At 71.7% G+C, this 24651-nt stretch carries 19 protein-coding genes and 1 tRNA gene; 8 read left to right on the forward strand and 12 right to left on the reverse strand.

Annotation, left to right across the window (positions count from 1 at the left end; translation table 11 throughout):
* Nucleotides 1-12: 12 nt before the first annotated feature.
* From CU044_RS25915 to CU044_RS25930, 4 genes are all read left to right on the forward strand, one after another.
* Nucleotides 13-2805 (forward strand): serine/threonine-protein kinase, encoded by a 2793-nt coding sequence (locus CU044_RS25915; protein WP_129771155.1) that lies wholly within the window; start codon nt 13-15, stop codon nt 2803-2805.
* A 3-nt stretch (nt 2806-2808) separates the two neighbouring features.
* On the forward strand, nt 2809-4326 hold the full coding sequence (locus tag CU044_RS25920; RefSeq protein ID WP_129771156.1) for a PP2C family serine/threonine-protein phosphatase: 1518 nt from the start codon (nt 2809-2811) through the stop codon (nt 4324-4326).
* Between the two features lie 126 nt (nt 4327-4452).
* On the forward strand, nt 4453-5811 hold the full coding sequence (locus CU044_RS25925; protein WP_129771157.1) for a VWA domain-containing protein: 1359 nt from the start codon (nt 4453-4455) through the stop codon (nt 5809-5811).
* Between the two features lie 129 nt (nt 5812-5940).
* The gene (locus CU044_RS25930) at nt 5941-7185 is read left to right on the forward strand and encodes an FHA domain-containing protein (protein WP_129771158.1); all 1245 of its coding nucleotides are present in this window, start codon (nt 5941-5943) and stop codon (nt 7183-7185) included.
* On the opposite strand, the gene CU044_RS25935 is transcribed toward CU044_RS25930, so the two are convergent.
* Nucleotides 7166-8239: a methyltransferase domain-containing protein gene (locus tag CU044_RS25935; RefSeq protein WP_129771159.1), complete on the reverse strand. Its 1074-nt coding sequence runs from the start codon at nt 8237-8239 to the stop codon at nt 7166-7168. The two genes, CU044_RS25930 and CU044_RS25935, sit on opposite strands and share 20 nt — an antisense overlap.
* Before the next feature lie 135 nt (nt 8240-8374).
* Here CU044_RS25935 and CU044_RS25940 point away from each other — a divergent pair, with 135 nt between their 5' ends.
* Nucleotides 8375-8779, forward strand: coding sequence for a globin (locus CU044_RS25940; RefSeq protein WP_129771160.1), 405 nt, complete (start codon nt 8375-8377; stop codon nt 8777-8779).
* A 75-nt stretch (nt 8780-8854) separates the two neighbouring features.
* Here the strand turns inward: CU044_RS25940 and CU044_RS25945 are convergent, their stop codons facing one another.
* The 7 genes from CU044_RS25945 to CU044_RS25975 all read right to left on the reverse strand — a co-directional run bounded on the left by CU044_RS25945 (nt 8855) and on the right by CU044_RS25975 (nt 17986).
* Nucleotides 8855-9553 carry a hypothetical protein gene (locus tag CU044_RS25945; RefSeq protein ID WP_129771161.1) on the reverse strand — a complete coding sequence of 233 codons (699 nt, stop codon included), beginning with the start codon at nt 9551-9553 and terminating at the stop codon, nt 8855-8857.
* Entirely contained in the window at nt 9550-10020 is a 471-nt protein-coding gene (locus CU044_RS25950) for a thioesterase family protein (RefSeq protein ID WP_129771162.1), read from the reverse strand. The genes CU044_RS25945 and CU044_RS25950 overlap by 4 nt, the downstream gene beginning before the upstream one ends.
* A 1-nt stretch (nt 10021) precedes the next feature.
* Nucleotides 10022-11686: an energy-dependent translational throttle protein EttA gene (gene ettA, locus CU044_RS25955; protein ID WP_129771163.1), complete on the reverse strand. Its 1665-nt coding sequence runs from the start codon at nt 11684-11686 to the stop codon at nt 10022-10024.
* 210 nt (nt 11687-11896) lie between these two features.
* On the reverse strand, nt 11897-13321 hold the full coding sequence (locus CU044_RS25960; protein ID WP_240045840.1) for a Cys-Gln thioester bond-forming surface protein: 1425 nt from the start codon (nt 13319-13321) through the stop codon (nt 11897-11899).
* Between the two features lie 223 nt (nt 13322-13544).
* Complete coding sequence (locus CU044_RS25965) at nt 13545-14132, reverse strand: single-stranded DNA-binding protein (RefSeq protein ID WP_129771164.1); 588 nt, start codon at nt 14130-14132, stop codon at nt 13545-13547.
* A gap of 111 nt (nt 14133-14243) precedes the next feature.
* Nucleotides 14244-16196 (reverse strand): YfjP family GTPase, encoded by a 1953-nt coding sequence (locus tag CU044_RS25970; RefSeq protein ID WP_240045841.1) that lies wholly within the window; start codon nt 16194-16196, stop codon nt 14244-14246.
* Between the two features lie 188 nt (nt 16197-16384).
* Entirely contained in the window at nt 16385-17986 is a 1602-nt protein-coding gene (locus tag CU044_RS25975; protein ID WP_129771183.1) for a dynamin family protein, read from the reverse strand.
* Between the two features lie 315 nt (nt 17987-18301).
* Here CU044_RS25975 and CU044_RS25980 point away from each other — a divergent pair.
* A tRNA-Arg gene (locus CU044_RS25980) sits at nt 18302-18374 on the forward strand.
* A 161-nt stretch (nt 18375-18535) separates the two neighbouring features.
* Here the strand turns inward: CU044_RS25980 and CU044_RS25985 are convergent.
* The 4 genes from CU044_RS25985 to CU044_RS26000 all read right to left on the reverse strand — a co-directional run bounded on the left by CU044_RS25985 (nt 18536) and on the right by CU044_RS26000 (nt 22145).
* Nucleotides 18536-19564, reverse strand: a complete 1029-nt coding sequence (locus CU044_RS25985) for a hypothetical protein (protein WP_129771165.1) — start codon at nt 19562-19564, stop codon at nt 18536-18538.
* A 35-nt stretch (nt 19565-19599) separates the two neighbouring features.
* Nucleotides 19600-20859, reverse strand: coding sequence for a hypothetical protein (locus CU044_RS25990; protein ID WP_240045842.1), 1260 nt, complete (start codon nt 20857-20859; stop codon nt 19600-19602).
* 27 nt (nt 20860-20886) lie between these two features.
* On the reverse strand, nt 20887-21228 hold the full coding sequence (locus CU044_RS25995) for a chaplin family protein (RefSeq protein WP_240045843.1): 342 nt from the start codon (nt 21226-21228) through the stop codon (nt 20887-20889).
* A gap of 356 nt (nt 21229-21584) precedes the next feature.
* Complete coding sequence (locus CU044_RS26000) at nt 21585-22145, reverse strand: Ig-like domain-containing protein (RefSeq protein WP_165371966.1); 561 nt, start codon at nt 22143-22145, stop codon at nt 21585-21587.
* Between the two features lie 186 nt (nt 22146-22331).
* Here CU044_RS26000 and CU044_RS26005 point away from each other — a divergent pair, with 186 nt between their 5' ends.
* On the forward strand, nt 22332-23378 hold the full coding sequence (locus CU044_RS26005) for a DUF4158 domain-containing protein (RefSeq protein WP_275670224.1): 1047 nt from the start codon (nt 22332-22334) through the stop codon (nt 23376-23378).
* Between the two features lie 130 nt (nt 23379-23508).
* The coding region (locus CU044_RS26010) for a YbhN family protein (RefSeq protein WP_240045844.1) at nt 23509-24651 on the forward strand (1143 nt) is incomplete at its 3' end.

Below are 24651 nucleotides of genomic sequence, written 5' to 3' on the forward strand. Positions count from 1 at the left end.
ACGGGGGGACAGATGAGCGGGACGAACGCATGCCAGCGCCCCGGCTGCGAGGGTTCGTACGAGGACATGGGCGGCGGTGAGCTGTACTGCGACACCTGCGGCCTGGCGCCCGTCGTCTCGCCCAACGGCTCGCTGTCCTCGCCGCCCACCGGCATCACGGGCGGCGGCCGGAGCAGCGGTTCCGGCCGTGGCGCGTCCTCGCGCTCGTCGTCCGGCTCCTCCGCACGGGCCTCCTCGCGGAGTTCCTCACGTTCGTCCACGTCCCGGCGCTCGGTCTCGGGCCGCCTCTCGCGCACGCTGTCCGGGCGGCTGTCGACCCAGTCGGTGTCGGTACGCAGCTCCGGCTCGTCCACGGCGGCGTCGGGCCGTAACCGCCTCGGCGCGGGCCTCGTCTCCGTACCGGACGTGCCGCGCCCCGACCCGCGCTCCGCGGTGATGGAGCATCCGGAAGTGCCCGAGCGCAAGCGCTTCTGCTCGCGCTCGGACTGCGGTGCGCCGGTTGGCCGTGCGCGCGGGGACCGGCCGGGGCGGACGGAAGGGTTCTGCACCAAGTGCGGGCACCCGTACTCGTTCGTACCGAAGCTGCACGAGGGCAATATCGTGCACGGCCAGTACGAGGTGGTGGGCTGTCTGGCCCACGGCGGCCTCGGCTGGGTCTATCTCGCGATCGACCGCGCGGTCTCGGACCGCTGGGTGGTGCTCAAGGGCCTGCTGGACACCGGCGACCAGGACGCCATGGAGGCCGCGATCTCCGAGCGCCGCTTCCTCGCGGAGATCGAGCACTCCAACATCGTCCGTATCTACAACTTCGTGGAACATCTCGACCAGCGGACCGGCTCCATGGACGGCTACATAGTCATGGAGTACGTCGGCGGCAAATCGCTGAAGGAGATCGCCAACGATCGGCGCACCGCCGCGGGAAGGCGCGATCCGCTGCCGGTGGAGCAGGCGTGCGCGTACGGGATCGAGGCGCTGGAGGCGCTCGGCCATCTGCACAGCCGCAATCTGCTCTACTGCGACTTCAAGGTCGACAACGCGATCCAGACCGAGGACCAGCTCAAGCTCATCGACATGGGCGCGGTCCGCAGGACGGACGACAACGAGTCGGCGATCTACGGCACCGTCGGCTACCAGGCGCCCGAGGTCGCGGAGGTCGGCCCGTCGGTGGCCTCCGATCTCTACACGGTCGCCCGCACCCTGGCGGTGCTGACCTTCGATTTCCAGGGCTACACCAACGTGTTCGCGGACTCGCTCCCGGACCCGGACCACATCGAGGTCTTCCGGACGTACGAGTCCTTCTACCGGCTGCTGGTCCGCGCGACGGACCCGGATCCGGCGCGCCGGTTCTCGTCGGCGCAGGAGATGGCGGAGCAGCTGACGGGCGTGCTGCGGGAGGTGGTGGCGCTGCAGACGGGGCGTCCGCGCCCGTCGCTGTCGACGCTGTTCGGTCCCGAGCTGCGGGTCACGGACACGGAGCTGTTCGCGGAGCTGACCGAGGAGGTCTCACGGCTGGGGGCGCGTCCCGAACGGGCCCGGGGAGGCGGTCTGTTCGGCCGGCGCGCCGGAACGGAGGGGTCGGGGCCCGCTCTCGCGGGCGGCGACGGAACGGGAGCCGCGCCGGTCCTGCCGCCGGGTGCCGGGGCCGGAGCGGTCGCGCTCCCCGCGCCCGGCGCACGGCCCGGCGTTGCAGGGGCCAGTGGGCTCGCCCCGGCGGTCCCGCCGTATCTGCCGGCGCCCCGCGCGGAGGCGGCCCCGGGCGCGGCGGCGGGCGTCCTGGGCACGAGCGGCTCCGGTACGAGCGCCTCGGGTACGACGGCGGGCGCCGCGGGCACCCCGGGCCCCGGTGTGCCCCGGCTCGCGCCGCTCGACACCCGGGCGATCGCGCTGGCGCTGCCCGTACCGAGAGTCGATCCGAACGATCCGAACGCCGGATTCCTCGCCGGTCTGCTGGCCTCGGCCCCCGCCGAGCTGATCACCGCGCTGGCCGCCGCCCCCGCCGACTCCGTCGAGCGCGGACTGCGCGAGCTGCGCGCCCGGCTGGAGATGGGGGAACTGGCCACGGCCGCCGCGTCGTTGGCCGCCCTGGAGGAGCGGCGTCCGGATGACTGGCGGGTCGTCTGGTACCGGGGCGTCGCCTCGCTCTCCACGGGCGACCACGAGACCGCGGCGCTCTCCTTCGACGCGATATACGACGCGTTCCCCGGCGAGCCGGCCCCGAAGCTGGCGCTGGGCGTCTGCGCCGAGGTGCTCGGTCAGCTGGACAACGCCGCCGAGTACTACCGTCTCGTCTGGACGACCGACCCGAGCTATGTCAGCGCGGCGTTCGGTCTCGCCCGGGTGCAGCTGGCCGCCGGTGACCGGGCCGGTGCCGTACGGTCCCTGGAGTCCGTGCCCGAGGCGTCGATCCACTACACGGCGGCGCGGGTGGCGGCCGTACGGGCCAGACTGCGGCAGCGCGGAGCGCGGACGGCGGCCGTCGGCCCCGGCCAGGAGCGCCCGCTGATCGACGATCTGACGGCTGCCGCCCATCAGGTGTCCGCGCTCCAGCAGTTCGGTCTGGACGCGGTGCGGCGCGAGCGGTTGTCGACAGAGGTACTGGGGACGGCCCTGGACTGGGTACTCTCCGGTAGTCCCGGCTCCCGTCCGGTGCGGGCCGTACTGCTCGGCAGCGAACTGGACGAGCGTGGGCTGCGTTTCGGACTGGAACGCTCCTACCGGGTACTCGCCCGGCTCGCTCAGCGCGGCGAGGAAAGGATCGAACTGGTGGAGCGGGCCAACCGTTTCCGCCCCCGGACGTGGGTGTGATTGATGTCCCAGAAGCCCAAGTCGGCGCAGCTGCCGACCTGCCCCAGCTGCGAGGAGCCGCTGGAGTCCGGCGACCTGTTCTGCGGCGCGTGCGGCTACGACCTGTCGGTCGTGCCACCGCGCCCGGACGACAGACCCACCCTCGTGATGAAGGGCGTGGGACCGGCGGAGCCCGATGCCCGGGTGCCCGACAGCACGGTGCCCGACGCCGCGGCGGCGGGTGCTCCGGCGGCGGGTGCTCCCGTGACCGGTGTGGAGTGGCCCACGGTCACCGGAACCGACAGCTCCGGCACACCCGCGCCGCTGCATCTGCCGGAAGAACTGGTGGGGCTGGAGTCGAGCGGCTCACGGCTGCCCGCCCATCCAGGTGATTTCGAGCTGCCCGCGCCCGCCGCGCCCGCCGCGCCCGCCGCACCCGCGGCCGTGGTCCGGGACAGCTCGGCGCGCGACTACGCGAACCAGGAGAACACGGGCCAGGGGGCCGCGGGCCCGGCGAGCACGAACGAGGAGAGCGCCCGCCCGGAGAGCCCGAACCCGGACGCCGCCGATCCGCGCACCGTGGACCCCGGCGCCGTGCTCCCGCCCGGCGGCAAGCTCTGTGTCGCCTGCCGGGCCGGACGGGTCGACACGGACGGCTACTGCGAGAACTGCGGACACGCCCAGCCGCGTGAACGCGACCATGTGGAGCAGGAGTTGGGCGCGGTGGCGGCCGTCAGCGACCGCGGGCTGCGTCATCACCGCAACGAGGACGCGTTCGCCGTGTCGTCGGCCGCCCTGCCGGACGGCTCCCCCGCCGTGGTCGCGGTCGTCTGCGACGGTGTGTCGTCCGCGACCCGTCCCGACGAGGCGTCGGCCGCGGCGGCCTCCTCGGCGAACGAGTCCCTGCTGGCCGCGCTGGAGCGCGGGACGCATCCGCAGCAGTCGATGCACGACGCGATCGTCGTCGCGGCCGAGGCGGTCAACGCCCTCGCCACGACCCCGGGCGGCGGGATGGAGCACGACCCGCACCGCCACCAGAACGCCCCCGCGTGCACCATCGTCGGCGCGGTGGTCGCGGGCGGCCTGCTGGTCGTCGGCTGGATCGGCGACAGCCGGGCGTACTGGATCCCGGACGACCGCGGCGGCCCGCCCGCCCGGCTCACCGAGGACGACTCCTGGGCCGCGCAGATGGTCGCGGCGGGCCTGATGAACGAGGCGGAGGCGTACGCGGACGCCCGCGCCCACGCCATCACCGGCTGGCTCGGCGCCGACGCGTACGAACTGGAGCCGCACACCGCCTCGTTCAAGCCGGACCGCCCCGGTGTGGTGGTGGTCTGCACGGACGGTCTGTGGAACTACGCGGAGGGCGCCGACGAGATGGCCAGGGCCCTGCCGGCCGACGCGGCGCGACGGCCGCTGCACGCCGCCCAGGTACTGGTCGGGCACGCGCTCGACGGTGGGGGCCACGACAACGTAACAGTGGCGGTGCTGCCGTTCGCCCTGCCACCGCAAGGGGCAGGATCCGCCTACAACTCGGCGTGATTCCCGCTCTGCCCGCTCTCGATCACGCATGCCCCTGAACTGACCGATTACTGATCAATTGAAGATCTTTTACTGCCCTTTCACTGACTTGTCTCTGCTGTGTGGAGCGTCAAGGAGCCGATACAGATGGCGAACTTCTCCAAGTCGAACGTGCCGCAGTTCTCCGTCGACGTGTACCAGAACGAATACCTGCCGGAAGGCGGGCGCGAGGTCAGCGCGATCGTCACGGTCACCTCGACAGGGGGCGGCACCACCGGCGGAGTGCCACTGGCGGGAGCCTCGTCCACACCCTCCGTCCTTCCCGGGTACAGCCCGAACGCGGCCGTGGTGATCATGGTCGACTGTTCGGGGTCCATGGACTACCCGCCGACGAAGATGCGCAACGCGCGCGACGCCACGGCCGCGGCCGTCGACACCCTGCGCGACGGGGTCGCCTTCGCGATCGTCGGCGGTACGCATGTGGCGAAGGAGGTCTACCCGGGCAACGGCAGACTCGCGGTCGCCGACAGACAGACCAGAGCCCAGGCCAAGGAGGCGCTGCGCCGGCTGAGCGCGGGCGGCGGTACGGCGATCGGGACCTGGCTCCGGCTCGCCGACCGGCTGCTGGCCACGGCCGATGTCCCCATCCGGCACGGCATCCTGCTCACCGACGGGCGTAACGAGCACGAGGCGCCGGAGGATCTGAGGGCCGCGCTCGACTCCTGCGCGGGACGGTTCACTTGTGACGCCCGCGGTGTCGGCACGGACTGGGAGGTGAAGGAGGTCACGGGCATCGCCTCCGCGCTGCTCGGGAGCGCCGACATCGTCGCCGATCCGGCCGGCCTGGCCGCGGACTTCACCACCATGATGGAGAACGCGATGGGCAAGGAGATCGCGGATGTGGCGCTGCGGATGTGGACACCCGTCGGCGTGGAGATCACCTTCGTCAAGCAGGTGGCGCCCACGGTCGAGGACTTGACCGGCCGGCGCACGGAGGCAGGACCGCGGGCCGGGGACTATCCCACCGGGTCCTGGGGCGACGAATCGCGCGATTACCACGTGTCTGTACGGGTTCCGGAGGCCGGCATCGGCCAGGAGATGCTGGCCGCGCGGGTCTCGCTGATCCTCCCCACGCAGGGCGGCGGAGCCCCCGAGGTGCTGTCGCAAGGGCTGGTACGGGCGGTGTGGACGGACGACATGGCGGCCTCCACGACGATAAACCCCCAGGTCGCGCACTACACGGGTCAAGCCGAACTGGCGCAAGTCATCCAACAGGGTCTGGATGCGCGTAAGTCGGGCGATTTCGACGGCGCGACCGCGAAACTGGGACGTGCGGTGCAGCTCGCCGCGTCGTCGGGGAACGCCGATACCGCGAAATTGCTTTCGAAGGTGGTGGACGTCGTCGACGCGGCGACAGGTACTGTGCGACTGAAGGCGAAGGTCGCGGACGCGGACGAGATGACCCTCGAAACGCGTTCCACCAAGACCGTTCGCGTCAAGAGGTAACCGCGTAACGAAGCACCGGCGTCACGAAGGACCGGCGTCACCAAGCATCCGCGTAGCGACGAGTCCGCGGCACGGAGACACAGAGAACGGCGGCCTGCGGGCCGGACGAGGAGAGGGGGAAGCGCCGACATGCCGACCTGCCCGAACGGACACCAGTCGGGTTCCGACGACTGGTGCGAGGTCTGCGGCCATCGCATGGCCGGTCCTGGCGCTCCCACGGGTGCCGTACCACCACCGCCTCCCCCGCCGCCGCCCGCGCCCGGCTACGGCTATCCGCCGGGGCCCGGCCCCGGTGCCACCGCCCAGTCCGAGCTGTGCCCGCAGTGCCGCACTCCACGCGAGCCGATGGCTCCGTTCTGCGAGGAGTGCCGCTGGAACTTCCTGACGAACACGGCGACGTCGTACACCCCGCTGGCCCCGCAGCCGGGCCCCGGCAGCCCCGGTGGCACCAGCAGTCCCATTCCCGGGCTGAACCTGCCGCCGGGCTTCCAGGCCCAGCAGCCGCCCCGGCCGCACGATCCGTACGAGTACCAGAGCTCGCGGCCCTCGCAGCTGAACCGGCCCGCAGAACCGCTGTCGCCCGAGCCCGCGTCGCCGCACTCGTCGCACTCGCCACCCCCGCCTCCCTCGCCGCAGAACCCGCACCAGCAGGGACCGCCGCCCCCGCCGTCGTATCAGCAGCAGGGACCGCCGCCCCCGCCCGCCTTCCAGCAGCAGTCCGCCGCCCCGCGGTCGCCCTCGCCCGCGCGGCCGGCCGGTGACGACGACTGGATGCTGCCGCCGCCCTCGGGTATGTCGGCCCCGGCCCAGCCTCAGGCTCCCCAGGTCCCTCAGGCTCCTCAGGCCCTCCAGGCTCCGCACTCACAGCAGCAGTCGCATTCGTCACAGCAGTCGCAGCAGTCGCAGCCGCACGCACCGGCGCAGGTGCCCCAGCAGCACGACCCGATGCGGCAGTACCAGCAGGCGCCGGCCGGCTGGACGGCGGTCATCGGCCCCGACCGTGAGTACTTCATGGCGATGATGCAGCGCAGCGGCCCCGAGGCCACCGGCCTGAATCTGCCGGCGTACTCCCCCGAGCAGCGTCTGCCGCTGGCCGGGAACCAGGTCTCGATCGGCCGCCGCAGACACTCCACCGGTGAGTCGCCGGAGATCGACCTGTCCGTCCCGCCGGAGGACCCGGGCGTCTCGCACCAGCACGCGGTCCTGGTCCACCAGCCGGACGGCAGCTGGGCCGTGGTCGACCAGAACTCGACCAACGGCACCACGCTCAACGGAGCCGAGGATCCGATACAGCCCTATGTCCCCGTCCCGCTCAAGGACGGTGACCGGGTGCATGTCGGCGCCTGGACGACGATCACGATCCGCCGGGGCTGACGCCACCCGCGCTCAGGGGCCATACGTACGGCCCCGCCGGGTCGTCCAGCCAGGCCCACTGGCGCCCGCCGGTGAGAGTGACGCCGAACCGCTCCCGCTCCGGGTGGCGCTCGCGCTCCCAGAGGGAGAGCGCCTCGTGCGGATCCAGGCTGCCCGCGGTCAGGGTCAGCAGGAAGCGGAAGAGTTCGTTCTCGCTCGCGCGCCTCGGCAGTCCGCCGAGGGGCCGGCGTGCCAGGGCCGTGCTCCCCGGCACGCCCCGCAGCGGTACGAAGTAGGCGGCGGTGTTCAGGAAGTGCCCCTCCGCGCAGCTGCCGCGCTCTCCTTCGCCGCGCCCTCTCCCGCCACCACCCTGTGCGCCGTTCCCGTGGGCCGCCTTCCCGACACGGAGGCTGATCAGTCCGGTGGCGAGCGGCGCCAGGATCCGTGCCCCCGGCCTGCACTGCGACAACCAGGCCGTCGGCACCGACGGCAGGGTGCAGGTCGCGATGATCCGGTCGAACGGAGCGCGCTCCGGGCAGCCGCGTCCGCCGTCACCGGTGATGACGGCGGGCCGGTAGCCGGCCGCGGCGAGATGGCTGCGGGCGCACTCGGTGATCTCCGGGTCGACATCGACGGTGGTGACGAGTTCGTCGCCCAGCCGGTGACTGAGCAGGGCCGCGTTGTAGCCGCTGCCCGCGCCGATCTCCAGGACGCGGTCCCCGTCCCGTACATCCAGCTCCACCAGCATCCGGGCCATCAGCGAGGGCTGGCTGCTGGACGAGATCAGCTCGCCGTCGCGTACCCGGGTCGCGAGCGGCCCGTCCACGTACGCCCCGCGCAGCCAGCGCCGGCGCCGCACCGGGTCGGGGTCACCCCTCCACAGCCGGTCGTAGCCACCGGGGCGGCCGACGAAGTAGTACGGCACGAAGAGATGGCGCGGAACCGCCTCGAACGCCTCGCGCCAGGCCGGGTCGTCGAGCGCCCCGGTCACCGCGATCTCCCGGATCAGTCCGGCGCGTGCGTCGGCGACGTCCGCCTCGTCCGGCCCGTACACGTCCTCCCGGTGTGCACCCATCCCCCCACTGTCCTGGGTGAGCGGCCGGGAAGCGAGTGGGCCTTGGCATCTGCGCGCCAGTATTCGGACAGCCTCCGGACAGGGGATGGTCCTAGGGCCGAGGTCCTCCGCCGGTCCGTCTGAGACCATGGACAGGTGAACGAGATTCCGCGGGGCACGCTTCAGGAGCAGACCTTCTACGAGCAGGTCGGCGGCGAGGAGACCTTCCGGCGCCTGGTCCACCGGTTCTACCAGGGGGTGGCCGAGGATCCGCTGCTGCGGCCGATGTACCCGGAGGAGGATCTGGGCCCCGCCGAGGAGCGGCTCGCGCTCTTCCTGATGCAGTACTGGGGCGGTCCCCGCACCTACAGCGACAACCGGGGCCACCCCCGGCTGCGGATGCGCCACGCTCCGTTCACGGTGGACAGCGCCGCGCACGACGCCTGGCTCAGGCACATGCGGGTGGCCGTCGAGGAACTGGGGCTCTCCGAGGCGCACCAGCGGCAGCTGTGGGACTACCTCACCTACGCCGCCGCCTCCATGGTGAACGCCGCGGGCTGATCTCCTCCCCGGTCCCCCGACGCCCGGTCCCGTGCCGGTCCTCAGACGTTCGGTTCAGGTCCTCAGGCGTTCGGTTCAGACCGGGGTGACCGTGAGACCGCCGATCCCCGCGCGCCGTACCGCGATCGAGCCGTACGGTGTGCGGAGCCGGAGCCAGCCGCCCGACTCCAGCAGCGCCACCGGCTGTTCCTCGACGGGTGCGGCGGCCGGCACCATGGCGCGGACGGGTCGCAGGAACCCCAGCGCCTGCGCGGCGTGCACGGCCCGCAGCGGCAGACGCGTGTCTCCGAGGGTCCGGGACCAGATCTCCCGGCCTATCCGGTCGCGTTCCGTACGGGTCCTGTCGCCGGGCGTCAACCGCTCGTCGCGGGAACGGAATTCGGCGACCGCGGCGGCCAGCGCACGGCGCATGGCGTCCGTGCCCGGCAGCCCCGGCACCTGCCGCCAGCCGCCGCGCGGTGGCAGCACCCCGGCCCACGGCGGGCCGGTGACGGCCGCCGGGACGGCCGCGCTGCCCGCCGCCTCGTCGATCGCCTCGAGGAATTCCCCGGCGGAGACGGTGACATCGAGCGCGTACGGCGCTGCGAGCCTGGCCGTACGGATGGCGAGCACCTCGAAGGACGCCGGCCGGCCGAAGACGGCGAGCGCGCCGCCCCCGGCCTGGAGCCGTACCGCGGCGGCGCGGTCGTAGTGGATCAGCCGGCCGAGGAAGGCGCCGAGATCGGCCGCCTCCCGCGCGTCGGCGAACTCCACTGTCTGCTCGGGCGCCGTCATGCCGCGAGCGCGTCCTTGTCCCCGGCGTCCCGCGGGCTCTCGCCCCTGCCGGTGGCGGCCTCGTCGTCGAGGTACTTCCGGAGATACATCTTCTCCTCCTCGGTGATCCGCCGGGGCCGCCCGGCCGCCAGGTCGTACGGCACGACGACCGTCGAGGCCCGTACGTACACCTGGCCCTCGTCCTTGATCTCGTACGCGATCGTCAGCGACGCGGCGTTGATCTTCGTCACCCATGACTCGATGGTCACCGGCTCGTGCCGGTGGACCAGCGGCCGCTTGTAGTCGATCTCGTGCCGGGCCACCACGGACCCGCCGGAGAAGGACGGCGAGCCGTCCCCCGGCGCCAGCCGGAACATGAAGTCGATACGGGCCTCTTCCAGATAACTGATGAAGACCGCGTTGTTGACGTGCCCGAAGGCGTCCATGTCCGACCAGCGCAGCGGGCAGTTGTAGTAGTGGCGGGCCATCTCAGCCTCGCGTCAGCTTCTTGTAGGTGGCGCGGTGCGGACGGGCGGCGTCCGCGCCGAGCCGCTCGACCTTGTTCTTCTCGTACGACTCGAAGTTGCCCTCGAACCAGAACCACTTGGACTCGCCCTCGTACGCCAGGATGTGCGTGGCGACCCTGTCCAGGAACCACCGGTCGTGGGAGACGACCACGGCCGCGCCGGGGAACTCCAGCAGCGCGTTCTCCAGCGAGGACAGTGTCTCGACGTCCAGGTCGTTCGTCGGCTCGTCGAGGAGCAGCAGGTTGCCGCCCTGCTTGAGGGTCAGCGCCAGGTTCAGCCGGTTGCGCTCACCGCCGGAGAGCACACCGGCCGGCTTCTGCTGGTCCGGGCCCTTGAAGCCGAACGCGGAGACGTAGGCGCGCGAGGGCATCTCGACCTGGCCGACGTTGATGTAGTCCAGCTCGTCCGAGACGACCGCCCACAGCGTCTTCTTCGGGTCGATGTTGTCACGGCCCTGGTCGGCATAGCTGATCTTGACGGTGTCGCCGACCTTGATGCTGCCGGAGTCCGGCTCCTCCAGGCCCTGGATCATCTTGAAGAGCGTGGTCTTGCCGGCGCCGTTCGGGCCGATGACCCCGACGATGCCGTTGCGCGGGAGCGAGAACGACAGGTCGTCGATCAGGACCTTCTCGCCGAACGCCTTGGAGAGGTTCTCCACCTCGACGACGACGCTGCCGAGCCGGGGGCCCGGCGGGATCTGGATCTCCTCGAAGTCCAGCTTCCGCATCTTGTCGGCCTCGGCGGCCATCTCCTCGTAACGGGCCAGTCGCGCCTTGGACTTGGCCTGGCGCCCCTTGGCGTTCGACCGCACCCACTCCAGCTCGTCCTTGAGCCGCTTGGCGCGCTTGGCGTCCTTCTGGCCCTCGACCTTGAGACGGGCCTGCTTGGTCTCCAGGTACTTGGAGTAGTTGCCCTCGTAGCCGTGGAGACGGCCGCGGTCGACCTCGCAGATCCACCCGGCGACGTTGTCGAGGAAGTACCGGTCGTGGGTGACGGCGACGACGGTGCCGGGGTACTTGGCGAGGTGCTGCTCCAGCCACTGCACGGACTCGGCGTCCAGGTGGTTGGTGGGCTCGTCGAGGAGCAGCAGGTCGGGGGCTTCGAGCAGCAGCTTGCAGAGCGCGACGCGACGGCGCTCACCACCGGAGAGGTTGGTGACGGGCCAGTCGCCGGGCGGGCAGCCGAGCGCGTCCATGGCCTGTTCGAGCTGGGTGTCCAGGTCCCACGCGTTGGCGTGGTCGAGGTCCTCCTGGAGCTTGCCCATCTCCTCCATCAGCGCGTCGGAGTAGTCGGTCGCCATCAGCTCGGCCACTTCGTTGAAGCGGTTGAGCTTGCCCATGATCTCGGCGGCGCCGTCCTGGACGTTCTGCAGCACGGTCTTGGACTCGTCCAGCGGCGGCTCCTGGAGGAGCATGCCGACGGTGTATCCCGGGGAGAGGAACGCGTCGCCGTTGGACGGCTGCTCCAGACCCGCCATGATCTTCAGCACGGTGGACTTACCGGCGCCGTTCGGACCCACCACACCGATCTTCGCGCCCGGCAGGAAGCTCAGCGTCACATCATCGAGGATGACCTTGTCGCCGTGCGCCTTACGCGTCTTGCGCATCGTGTAGATGTACTCAGCCAAGAGAAACCGTCCGGCAATCGAGAAGGGCCAATGTGCGGCTCCGCCGCGTGAGGGCAGATACACGCCATCTTGCCGCATGTCCATCCCCCGATGGAAACCAGTACCGCTCCCCGGACCGTTCTCAGGCCCTTCTCACGGCCGTGGCCCCCGGCACGCGGGTGCGTGCCGGGGGCCACGGGCTGCGAGGTCTCACTCAGCGCGAGACGTCCCTCACTCTCCGGGAGTCGAGGACGTGGCGGCGTTCTTCTTACGGAGAAGGAACACGGCACCGCCGCCGAGCACCACGAGCGCAATCGCGACGCCCGCGATGACCGGGGTCGCACTGGAGGAGCCGGTCGCCGCGAGGTTGTCCGTGGCGGCCGCGGAGGAGCCGCCGGCCGAGGCCGGGAGCGGCTGCGAGGACTCCTGCTGGGTCACGGGGCCCGAGTCGCTGGTGGTCAGGCAGTCCAGGACGCCCTTGAAGTTCTGCGTGAACCCCGCGGGTCCGGTGATGGTGAAGTCGTACGCCTCGTCCTCGCCGACCGGGACGGTGACGGTCTTGGACTCACCCGCCGGGACCGAGTACTCGGTGCCCTTGAGGTCGAAGACGAACGGTTCGTCGCCCTTGTTGGCGGCGGTGATGTCGACGCCGCCCGCGGCGCAGTTCTTCTGAGCGGTGACGGCGGGGATCGCGCCCTGCTCCGCCCAGGTCCCGGTCGCCGTCGCCGAGACCGTGGACTCGCTGGACCCGGCCAGGATCTGCGTCTGGCTCTTGGTCACCCCGGCGAAGGCGCGGCCGACCGGTACGGAGGTGGTGGCCTGCACGCCGAGCGAGGCGGTGCCGTCGGAGGCGTCGGACGGGACGTCGAAGTACAGCTGCGTCCCGTTGGCGGCGGTGGTGACCGGGGCGCCGTCCTTGTCGGTGATCCTGACGCCGCTGGCGGCGGCGTCGGCGGGCGGCGTGACGGTGACACCGGCGGCGTCGGTGCGGACCGTGATCGGGCCGAGCTTCTCACCGGCCTTGCCGGAGACGGCACCGGGTTCGAGCGTGAGGGACGCCTTGGGCTCGGCGGCGTCCTGGGCGCTCTTCTCCAGCCAGTCGGCGAGCTTCTCGGCCGCCGGGTCGCTGGCGTCGACATCGGCGCTGTCCGAGTAGCGCCAGATCGCGACCTGGGTGCCCGCCGCCGCCGTCTTCTCGGTGAGGGGCCCGGTCTCCGCGCTCTGGGCAAGTGCCGAGAGGTCGTCTATCTGCGGGTAGGAGTGCTCCAGGATCCAGCGGATCTTGCCGGCGTTCTTGTTGGCGCCCAGCGAGGTCTGGTTCCAGGGGGTCTCCAGGTATTTCGCCTGGTCCTGTGTGGGGTTGTGGATATCGATGCAGTACGTCTTGAGCTTGCCGCCGCCGTCCACGGTCATCTCGAACAGTCCGGCGGGGAGTTGCTGGTCCTTGCCGTCGCTGTGGAGCACGGCGCCGTCGTAGGTCTTCAGTCCGTCGAGGGTGGCCGCGGCGCCGCCCTGGTGCTGGGGTACCTCGTCGGCGGTGGCCGCGCCGGCGCCGGCCACCGAGCCCATGGCCACCAGTCCCGAGACGAGTACCGCGGCGGCGAGACGGGCGGCGCCCCGCTTCCGTACGGATGACGCTGATATCGCAGAAAACACAGAATTCCCCTTCGGGCGAGATTCTTCCGCGTTGAACGCGTGGGGGGATGCCTCGCCAGCAGACTCAAGTGCCCCGTGGGTACTCGCGAATCCTATGGACGGCGCGAACCGCCGGAGTCCACTCAAGCACTCTGATAACCGTTCCGAATCGGAATCGTTATCGACACTCCGGCAGAACTATGCAATGCACACGAGTATATCGACATGTCTCCACAACCCACGCTCAGGGAACGGCAGTCGACGCCGTGACGAGCGGGCGGGCGGGTGCCGCGCCCGGCGCGCGAGCAGGTGCCGCGCCCGGCGTCCCGTCAAGGGCCGTGCCCGGCGTCGCCTCCGCCGTCCCGTCCCGCGTCTCCTCCGGCACGGGGAACCGCCCCTGGTCCGGCCCCTGAATCCGCCCCCGCCCCTCCCCCTCCGTCGCCGGCCTGTGACGCTCCGTCAGGGAGGGAGTCGCCCTGGTCACACGTCTGAACGCAGCCGTCCCGCGCGTCAGATCGTGACCGACCGCGACCGCGTCGATCTCCACGGACGTCCGGCGCTGCCCTTCCCGTTCGTCCTCCCGCACCCGCAGTCGGCCGTGCACGACGAGCGGCTCACCGACGGAGACCGAGGCGGCCAGATTCGCTCCCAGCGTGCGCCACGCCCATACCGTGTAGAAGCTCGTGGGCCCGTCCGTCCAGCTGTTCTTCTGCCGGTCCCAGCGGCGCCCGGTCACCGCGAACCGGAACCGGGCCACCCCGCCCGTGACCGTCTCCCTGAATTCCACACCCGTCGCGACGTTCCCCACCACGGTTACCACGGTGTCGCTCATAACGGCCCTCCCCGTCCGGCTGCATTGACTGATCCCATGCTGGACCGGATGGAAAGAATGCGCTGTCGGCTGTGGATTACCCGTGAGTTGTGGAAAACCCCGTCACCCGTTTCATCCGCCCGTGCGCGACACGGTCACGTACTGCTCCCGCACCTCCCGGTAGCGCATCAGCTCCCCCGAGATCGGATCCAGCACCCTCGCCCTCCCGCAGGCCGCCGCGGCCTCGCGCAGCCGCCGTTCGGCGTCCTGCCCGTACCGTCGCGCCGGCCCCATCGCGGCTGCCCCGCACGCCCACTCCACGAACGGCCCGCCGATGATCCCGGCGAGCATCACCAGCACCGGCGGCAGCAGCCCCGGTTCCAGTACGCCGACGATCTGCCCCACCAGCCACAGCGCACCGAAGATCTGAAGCAGCGTCATGGACGCCTGCGCCAGCACGGCGGCGGGCCACCAGGCGGGCCGCGGCGGCCGGCTGCTCGGGGCCGCCGCCGTCACCGCCAGCTCGTCCAGCGCCTCCGGCAGCCCCTCCGCGCCCCGCGCCGCCGCCTCGCGCACGGAGTGCGCCCAGGGCGCGGGCAGCCCGGCGGACGCCTCCTCCGCCACCGTACGTACGGCCTGTTCGACCCGCTGCCGTGCCGTCAGCTCCTCCTCCACGACCGCCGGGGGCCGCTGCGTCTGGCCGCCGGGCATCCGCGTCGACTCGTACCACCGCCACAGCCGCAGCCAGGGCGTCCCGCACGCGCGCCCCGCGTTCCTGCGCCAGGCGCGCTCCGCCGCCTCGCCCGCGGCCACCGCGCCGACCGCCCAGGCCAGCCGGTCGGCGAACTGCTCACGGGAACGCTCGCCGAGTCCGGCACGCCCCTCGGCGACATACGCGGACCGCAGCCGCCACGCCGCCGCGTCCACATCGGCGGAGAGCCGCCGTTCCGCCGCGCTCCGCTCCTGTACGAACCGCCCCAGCAGCTCGCGCAGTTCGCCCACGCCGTGCCCGCTGAGCGCGGAGACCGCGAGGACCGTGGCGCCGGGCTCGCCGTGTTCGCCGAGGGCCATCCCGTCCTCGTCGAGCAGCCGGCGCAGATCGTCGAGCACCTGGTCGGCGGCGTCGCCGGGGAGCCGGTCGATCTGGTTGAGCACGACGAAGGTGATCTCGGCGTGGCCGGCGAGCGGCCGCAGATAGCGCTCGTGCAGCGCGGCGTCCGCGTACTTCTCGGGATCGACGACCCAGATCACCGCGTCCACGAGCGCGAGCACCCGGTCCACCTGCTCGCGGTGGCGGACGACGGCCGAGTCGTGGTCGGGGAGGTCGACGAGGACCAGGCCGTGCAGTTCCTCGTCGCCGTCCCCGCCCGCCAGCGGCTTGCGCCGCAGCCGCCCCGGGATGGCCAGCCGGTCGAGCAGCCCCGCGGCGCCGTCGGACCAGACGCAGGCGATGGGGGCGGAGGTGGTGGGCCTGCGCAGGCCCGTCTCCGAGATCGGCACCTCGGCCAGGGCGTTGAACAGCGTCGATTTGCCGCTGCCCGTCGCTCCCGCGATGGCGACGACGGTATGGCGCGAGGAGAGCCGCTGACGGGCGGACGCCTCGTCCAGGACGCGCCCGGCCTCGGCGAGTACGGACCCTTCGAGCCGGGTCCTGGACAGGCCCACCAGCTCGCCCAGGGCGTCGAGACGTACCCGCAGAGAGCCGCCGTACGCGCCCCCGATCGGTGTGTGGGCCTCGGAGTCGTCGGAACCGGCCCCCAGCGTGCCGTCGAGGCCGTCCAGACCGCTGAAGCCGTCCAGGCCGCCGAGGCCGTCCGGGGAGCCCTTCCCGGTGGCACGGCGGGCGATCAGCCCGTCGTCCCAGCTGCCGCCGGAGGGGTCCGTCCCGTCGGGGGCGGACGCGAAGGCGTCGGACTCGGACTCGGATTCGGAGGCGGCGAACGCGAGGCCCTCATCGGCCCTCAGGGGCTCCACGGTCTCGTCGCCGGGCCCCACGGTCCCGACGGGCTCCCCGGTCTCGTCGGGCTCCCCGGATTCAGCGGATTCCCTGGATTCACCGGATTCCATCGATTTAGCTGATTTCATGAATTTCACGGGCTTCATGAATTTCGAGAGCTTCGCGGACTTCCCGGGCTCGGTGACTTTCTCGGCCCCCTCCACTCCATTCTCAGGAGTCCTGGAAGCCTTATCTGTCTTGACGGCCCTTTCAGCCTCATCAACCTCATTGGCTTCGCTGGCCTCACCAGCAACACCAGTCACCTGAGACACATCGCTCACCTTTTTTCCCTCTGGAGTACGGACAGCGCGGCGATCAACTCGGCCTGCGGCTCGGGGGTCACCTCAAGCGCGTCGAGGGGCGCCAGCCGCCGGTCGCGCTCCCCGTGCAGCACGCGATCGATGTACGTCGTCACCAGCTCGCCGCCCCGGTCGCGCAGCCGCAGCGCCGCGTGCGCCCCGACCCGTTCCGCGAGCCGCTCCCCCGCGAGCCGGGCCCGTCTGCCGCCCAGCAGGGCCGCCGCGAGCAGCGCCGCGACCGTCTCGGCGTCGGGCGCGGGGGTCCGTTCGAGCTGGCGCACCTCCTCCTCGGCCAGTTCCTCGAGGACACGGCGCCAGCGGCGTACGGCCATCCCGACCCGTTCCGCCGCCTCCCCGTCCGGGCCCGGCACCGGCAGCACCCCGGCGGCCGGCTCGCGCTGCCATGCCTCCTCCACCCGCTCCTCGGCGGCGGCCACCGCGCACTGGAGGAGGGCGCCCAGGCTCTCCACCAGCGAGTCGAGCAGTTCGCGCGCCGAGCTGTCCCGGGGATAGCCGCGCCAGCGCGTGCGCGCGTCCCCGGCGAGCACGGCCCCGCGCTGGAGTTGTCTGCGCACCCGCTCGCCCTCGGCCGCGTAGGCGTCCTCCACCGCGCCCGTCAGCCGCACGGCGGCGGCGTACTGCGCGGCCACCGCCCCCGCCAGCTCCGGCATACGCGCGTTCAGGGAGTCGATGACCCCGGCCGCCGTACGCACCAGGGCCTGCTGACGGGCCGCCGGGTCCTGCACCCGGTGCGCGAGCCAGGCGAGCAGCGGCGCGACGGCGGTGGTGGGCAGCAGACCCCGCCCCGCGCCCGCGGACTCGGGCAGTTCGGGGATGGTGAACCGCGGTACGTCACCGAGCCCGGCCCGGGTCAGCAGCGCCGCGTACTGCCGCGAGACCTCCTCGACCACCTGGTGCGGCACCCGATCGAGGACGGTCACCAGCGACGCGTCGTACTCCTTCGCGGTACGAAGCAGATGCCAGGGCACGGCGTCCGCGTACCGGGAGGCGGTGGTCACCATGACCCACACGTCCGCGGCGCAGATCAACTCGGCGGCCAGCAGCCGGTTGTCCACCACGAGCGAGTCGATGTCGGGCGCGTCGAGCAGCGCGAGCCCGCGGGGCAGAGCGGCGGCGGTGTCGATACGCAGCGCGCTCTGCTCCACGGGCACCGTCCCGTCCGCGCCGACTCCCGCGTCGTCCTCCTGCTGCGGCAGCCATACGCGCGTCAGATGCGGCAACACCCGCATCCCGGCGAACCAGTGGTGGTCCTCGGGGTGGCAGACCAGTACGGGGGTACGCGTGGTGGGCCGCAGCACCCCCGCCTCACTGACCCGCCGTCCCACAAGGGAGTTGACGAGCGTGGACTTCCCGGCGCCTGTGGACCCCCCGACGACCACGAGCAGGGGTGCTTCGGGGTCCCTGAGCCTGGGCAGCAGATAGTCGTCGAGCTGCGCGAGCAGCTCGGCCCTGGTCTGCCGGGCACGCGGCGCCCCGGTGAGAGGCAGTGGAAGACGCACGGCGGCGACACGGTCGCGCAGTGCGGAAAGTGCGTCGAGCAGCTGGGGCCGTACGTCCAAGGTCACCACATGCGAAGAATGCCCAATTTTGGAGCCTTTTTGAAGCGTATGGACATCTCTGCGCGCCGATCACACCTCGGGACAGACGGGACGAGTGGGGCACAGGCATAACGACTGCACAACACCCGGGGCGCCGAGGGCCAAAAGCGATGCGTGAATCGCACCTGCCTGCGATTATCGGTTCGCTTCACTGAACCTCCACAACGTGCCACGGGCGTGAAGCAACCGGGTCAAGGGGATCGGAGCCCTATCCTTGTCCCGGCAAGGTCATGGAACTACCCAACCGGGGCTCCAGGTCACCGAGGCCACCACCCGGCCCCCGTAGCTCAGTGGATAGAGCAGGTGCCTTCTAAGCACTTGGCCGCAGGTTCGAGTCCTGCCGGGGGCGCTTTTCTACGCGCGGTGCACGGCCCTCCCTCAGGGAGGGCCTTTGCGCAGGTCAGCGCAAATGTAGCGGGCACGCTGTAGCGACGCCGTAAACGTCGACGGCGCCGGTGCGGGGCACGGGCGCGGGGGACACGGGCGTTCGGGGCGAACAGCGCGCCGCGGTCAATTGCTCCCGGCGGGCAGGGCGCTTGGCCCGGGAAGCAGGTCGCTGTGGAGCCGGGAGAAGATCCGTTCGTGGGCCGGGGTGAAGTGCCGGCGCCAGACGCCCACCTCCAGCTCGTCGCCGTCGCCGGAGCGCGGGGCGGGCAGATCCGGAGAGAGGGAATCCGAGGAGAGGGAGTCCGGGGAGAGCGAGGGGTGTCCGGTGGCGTGCAGCAGGCGGGTCACGGCCTCTTCGCGGGCTTCGGTGGTTCCGCCGTGGGCGGGGCCCGCGAGTTCCTCATGGGTGATCACGGTCACCGCCGGGTGGCGCGCCAGCCATTGGCAGCGGCGGGCCTCCTCCATGCCGGGGAAGGCGGGATCGGTCAGCGCGAGGGTGATTCTGGCGTCCATGGTGGGCAGGGCGCTGACGATGTCCCGGTAGATGAGGTGGTCGGGCAGGGAGCCGACGCGCTCCGCGGGTCCGGAGAGCAGCTGGATCTGGCTGATGATCCGGTCCCGTACATCGCGGTGATGAAAGATGACCGGCGGCTGCCTGTCCGCGTGCCAGGCGCGCAGGAAACCGGCCTCGGCCCGCTGGAGGTCGAGGCCCGTGACGTACCAGCAGCCCCGGCCCGGCAGAAGACGGTGCAGTTCGCTGTCCGGTACCCGGGCCAGACGTCCTTCGAGCGCGGGATCCAGGGGTGAGGTGAGGGTGACCGGCTGGCCCAGGCGCGTCCACCACACCCGCCACAGGGCGCTGACCGCCTCCTGGAAGGCCGACTTCAGTTCGTCCCGCTCTTCGTCCCGCCGACGCAGCAGCCGTACGGCGCGGTCCTGTCCGTAGGAGGCCACCAGCAGGGGGTAGACCTCACCGGGGCCGGGGCCGGGACCTTGACCAGGGCCGGTACCCGGACCGGGGCGCGCGTCGCCCGCGGGCCGGACACCGCTCATGGTCCCGTAGGAGGAGTAGCCGAGAGCGGCCGTGAACTCCGTCAGCAGTGGAGTCCCACTGCCACGCGGCGAGACGACGATCAGTTGGGGCGCGGCCATGGAACATCTCCGGGGAAGGACGAGGGGCGGAAGTCTCAGACGACCGTGAGTGCGGCCACGGGTGTCGTGCGAGCGAGCAGGAGGTCCTCGTAGGTGTGGTGCGCCCGCGTGCTGATACGGGGGTGCAGGAGCGCGGCGGCCCGGGTGTGCTCGCCGGTGTCCACGAGGGCGCGGGCGAGGGTGTCGTGAACGATCTCGCGCTCCACCCGGACACCACCGAGCCGTTCCGTCCGCGCGCTCAGGCCGGTCAGGAGATCCACGGCCGCCGCCGTCCGGCCGGCGGTGATCTCGGCCAGCGCCTGGACGACCGGGGCCAGTACGTGCCGGAAGTCCGGCCGTTCGTCGCGCGCCGCCCGGCGGGCCAGAGCGCGCAGATCGTCGGTGGCCGCCTCGACCGCCAGCGCCAGGGCGAGGTTGAACGTATGGAAGACCTCGGCCATCCCGCCAGAAGCCGCCAGCAACTCCCGTACGTGCGCGAGGTCGCAGCGGCCGGCCGGGGTCTGCCCGGCCAGCAGCAGCCGCCAGTTGGTCGCCGCGCGCATGCCCACGTCGGCGCGGCCCAGCACCTCGTCCGCCCGACGGCGCGCGTCCGCGAAATCGCCGCAGGCCAGCGACTGCAACGCGGCATGCCAGTTGAGGTGCTTGAACTGCACGGCCTCCGGGTGGGCCGCCAGCCACTCGTCAAGAAAGGCGGTGGAGGCGGGGCCGGCGCCCCGTTCGTGTTCGGCGTGGGCGCGGGCATGGGCCGCCAGCCCCGAGCGCGGGAACAGGGCCAGCGCCCGGTCGGCCAGCTCGTGCGCTTCCCCGGCGCGGCCCTGCTCCGCCCGTACCCAGGCCAGCCGGCTCGTCCAGGTCCAACTCTCCGGGCCGGACAGCGCGTACTGCTCCTCGGCCAGGGCATCGCCCCGTACCCGGTACCCGTCCTCGCCGCAGGCGTGGAAGGCGTCCAGCATCAGTCCGGCCACCTCGTCACCGGGCCACCGCGCGAAGTGCGTGAGCAGATGGTCGGCCGTCATCCGGTACTGGCGATGCGTGTGGAGGAACACGCCGTACACCAGACTCATCGACCGCGCGTCCGCACTCCGCGCGTCCTCGTGGGCGACCGTCAGTTCGTCCCTCAGTTCCGCGTCGCTCAGCGCGTCGCCGGTGGCCAGCACCAGCAACGCCCGTGCCACACCGAGCCGGGGGCGTTCGGCCACCCACCGCCGCAGCGACGGCATGGCACGCCCGCTGAGCGCCGCCAGCTCCCGCACCGGAATGTCCCGCATCGACACGCCTGCCACCGAACGCCTCACACGCACCCCTCCTCATTCGGTCAGGAGTCAGTAGGCTGCCGGGAACAGAGCGGTGCAGATGATGCCGCTGTTACCGCAGTGATTACGCGGCAGATCCAGCGGAAGAGCGACGTGATTCCCGCTCACCGCACCGCTCCCGGCCACCGTGCCGGCGGCCGTGTGCGCTCCGCCGCCCTGGTTGGCGCACGTATTGCCGAACGTCGCGTTCCCGATACCGATCACGTTGGCGTGCGCCGCCCCGGCCGGCACCAGCGCGGCCCCCAGCACCGCTCCCACCGCGGCCGCCCGCCGTCCCACTCGGCGGGCGCCGCCGTTTCCGTCCCCCACGCCCTCGTTCACCGGACGCTCTTCGATCAATCGCGTATTCACAGCGCTCCGTCCTCGCAGCGGCGTTCGGCCACAGCCGGCACCCGCTCAGGTCACACCCGGGGGTCAACCGGGCCTTTCCCGGTAAACGATGTTCAATCCATCAGGGCACGTACCGTGGAAGGCCCTTCTCAGGACGTACGGGACGCACAGGACGTACGTGACGTCGCCGAGGAGGCCGCTCCCGGACCCGCCGGCACGCCCCAGGGCCCGCCCACCTCCGCGGCGCAACCCCGTAGCCCGCTGTCCGGCTGACAGCGGGCTACGAGGAACCGTCCAGTGCGCCGAGCCGACGCGGGTGGGGGGAGTCGGGCTCGCGCACTGTCACGGGTCGTCAGAGACTGAGCGACCGAGAGGCACTAGACACCGACGTTGAAGCTTCCCTTGGCCTCGGTGGAGTAGTAGGTGCGGCTGCCCTTGAACTCGGCGATGTAGCCGGACAGAGCCGCGGTGGCCATGAGTTGGGGGTCGCTGATCTGGGTACCGGTGTCGAACGACGCCTTGCCCTGGTCATTGGTCCGCGCGGAGCCGAGCTCCTGTCCGCCGGTGGCGACATAGAAGTGGATCAGCTGATCCGGGATTCCCTGGCCGTCGCCGTCGGTGAGGATCGCCTCGACCTTCGCCCTCGCCTTGCCCTGGAGCGCGCTGCCCTTCACCGTGTGCGCTTCGAGGAACGTGGACTTCTTCTGCCGCGGGGCCTCGGGGTCGACCGGCTGCTGCGGGGGGTAGTACCCCGGCTGCGGCTGGTAGTAGCCGGGCGGCGGCTGCTGGGGCGGGTAGTACCCGGGCTGCGGCTGGTAGTAGCCCGGGGGCGGCGGCTGCTGCGGCTGGTAGTAGCCGGGCGGCGGGGGCTGCTGCGGCGGGTAGTAGCCAGGCGGCGGCTGCTGGGGAGGGTAGTAGCCGGGCGTCGGCTGCGACATGGGAAAACTCCTCATGATCAGGTGCGGTGGATCTTCAGCTGAGCTGTCACACGAAGGCCGGTTTCGGCCTGCCCGCACAGACTGCCCCTAAAAATCCGCCACCAGCCGCAAACCGTCGCGCACCCCCCGGACGAGTGGCGTCGTTCGATTGCGTGCGCGGAACGCTCGCGAGGATGATCGGCGATCGTGGACCATATCTCGTTGAATGTTCATGAACTAACCGAAAACTGGACGCTGTTGGAGGACGAGCGGAAACTCGTGTCCGGCAAACGCGGCCCGACGCGGCTGGGGTTCGCCGTGCTGCTCAAGTTTCATACGCGCTACGGCCGGTTTCCCCGTGGCCGGTCCGAACTGCCCGACCGGGCGGTGGACTTCCTCGCCCGGCAGGTACGGGTACCCGCCGCCGAACTGGACTCCTACGACTGGACGGGCCGCACGATCGAGTACCACCGCGCCCAGATCCGGCGGCACTTCGGCTTTCGCGAATGCACCGTCGCGGACGCGGAGGAGGTGACGGCGTACCTGGCCGAGCATGTCGCGCGCGAGGAACGCCGGCCGGAGCGGGTGCGGGCGGAACTGCTCGCGCGCTTACGCGCACAGAGCATCGAGCCGCCCACGCCCGGCCGGTGCGACCGGATCGTCAAAGCCGCTCTGCGGGCGGCCGAGGAGTCCCTGACGGCGGGGATCTCCTCACGACTGGCCGCGGCGAGTATCAGGCGGATCGTTTCCCTGGTGGGCGACGGCGACCCGGTGGGCGGCGACGCGGCGGACAGCAGGAACGAATCGCCTCCGTCGACAGGAATCAGACTGGCGGAGATCAGGCTGAGGGAAACCGGGCCGGGGGAATTCGGGCCGAGGAGGATCAAAGGGGCTCCGGCTCCGGCTGCGGCTGCGGCTCCGGCTCCGGCTCCGGCTCCGGCTCCGGGCGATCTCAACCTGCGGACGATGCTCGTGGAGATAGACAAGCTGCTCGCGATCCGGGCGGTAGGGCTGCCGCCGGACCTGTTCAGTGATATCGCCCCGGCCGTGCTGGCCGGGTGGCGGGCGCGGGCCGAGGCGGAGTCCCCCTCTCATCTGCGGACGCACCCCTTGCCACTGCGGGTGACACTGCTGGCCGCCCTGCTGCACCAGCGCGGACGGGAGATCGCCGACTCGCTGGTGGAGCTGCTGATCTCCATATCGGGACGCGGACCGGGCCGGAGGAGAGCGCCGGGAGACGCCGGGAGAGGCTGATCGGGTGACATGCCCTTTGACGGAGCGACGCCGGTGGGCGCGCGGCCCCGTCTCGCCGCCCGAGCCCCGTCCCTGGTGACGGCGCGTACGGGCAGGGCCGGGGAGCCGGCCCGGTCGTATCGTGGAGAACGTGGCGGGCCGCCCCGGGGGGCACAAGGGGGCCTCGCGACACGCCCCGGTCGCCGCGCTCGCGTCGGTACGTCCGCTCTGGTGGGTGGTGTCCGCCCTGCTGGTGGCGGCCGCCGTGGTGGTCGCCGTCACCCGGCGCCACGAGCTGGTCACCGCCGTTCATCTCATCGATGACGTACGGCTGCCCCGGCTGCTGGTCGCCGCCGGGTTCGAGGCCGCTTCCCTGGCCTGTCTGGCCGCTGTGCAGCACTGGCTGCTGCGCGCGGGCGGTGCGCGGATCCGGCTCCGGGTCGTCGGTGCCGTCGTGCTGGCGGCCAATGCCATCGCGGGGGCGCTGCCCGGTGGGGCGGCGTTCGCGGCGGCGTGGGTATTCCGGCAGTTCCGGCGCCGGGGCGCGGGGCAGGTCCTCGCCGGGACCGTACTGGTGATCGCGGGACTGCTGTCCGGGCTGAGCCTCTTCGTACTCCTGATGGCCGGCGTACTGGCGGCCGGTTCATCGGGCCCGGTGGCCGGGGCGCGGCCCGTGGTCGTCGGGCTCGCCGCCGTGGGGGTCCTGGTGGGGGGTGTGGCGGCCGGACTGTTCCGGTTTCCCCGGGTAAGGCGACGGGCCCGGCGCCTGTGGCAGCGGATCGGACTGCGTTCCCGGCGGCTGTGGGACATCGAGCGGGCACTGACGCATCTGGGCCGTCAGATCCGTACCACCAGGCCGGGGATACGCCCGTGGCTGTGGCCGTCGTCACTGGCCGTGCTCAACTGGGGCTTCGACCTTGCGTGTCTGGTCGCGTGCGTATGGAGTCTCGGGATCGCCGTACCGTGGCACGGCATTCTCGCGGTCTACGCGCTGACGCAGTTCGCGGGAAGTCTGCGGCTCACGCCGGGCGGTCTCGGCGTGGTCGAGACGAGCCTCACGGCGCTGCTCGTGCTGTACGGACTGAGCGCCGAGCAGGCGATCGCCGTCACCCTCCTGTACCGGGTGCTGAGTTACTGGGCGCTCCAGCCGGTGGGCTGGGCGAGCGGGCTGGGACTGACGCTGAGTCGCGGCCACGCCGGAGCCGGTCCCGAGGCCGGTACCGGAGCCGGTCCCGAGGCCGGTACCGGAGCCGGTCCCGAGGCCGGTACCGGAGCCGGTCCCGAGGCCGGTACC

Origin of the sequence: Streptomyces sp. L-9-10 (assembly GCF_004151105.1) — a bacterium.
Classification (GTDB): Bacteria; Actinomycetota; Actinomycetes; order Streptomycetales; family Streptomycetaceae; genus Streptomyces.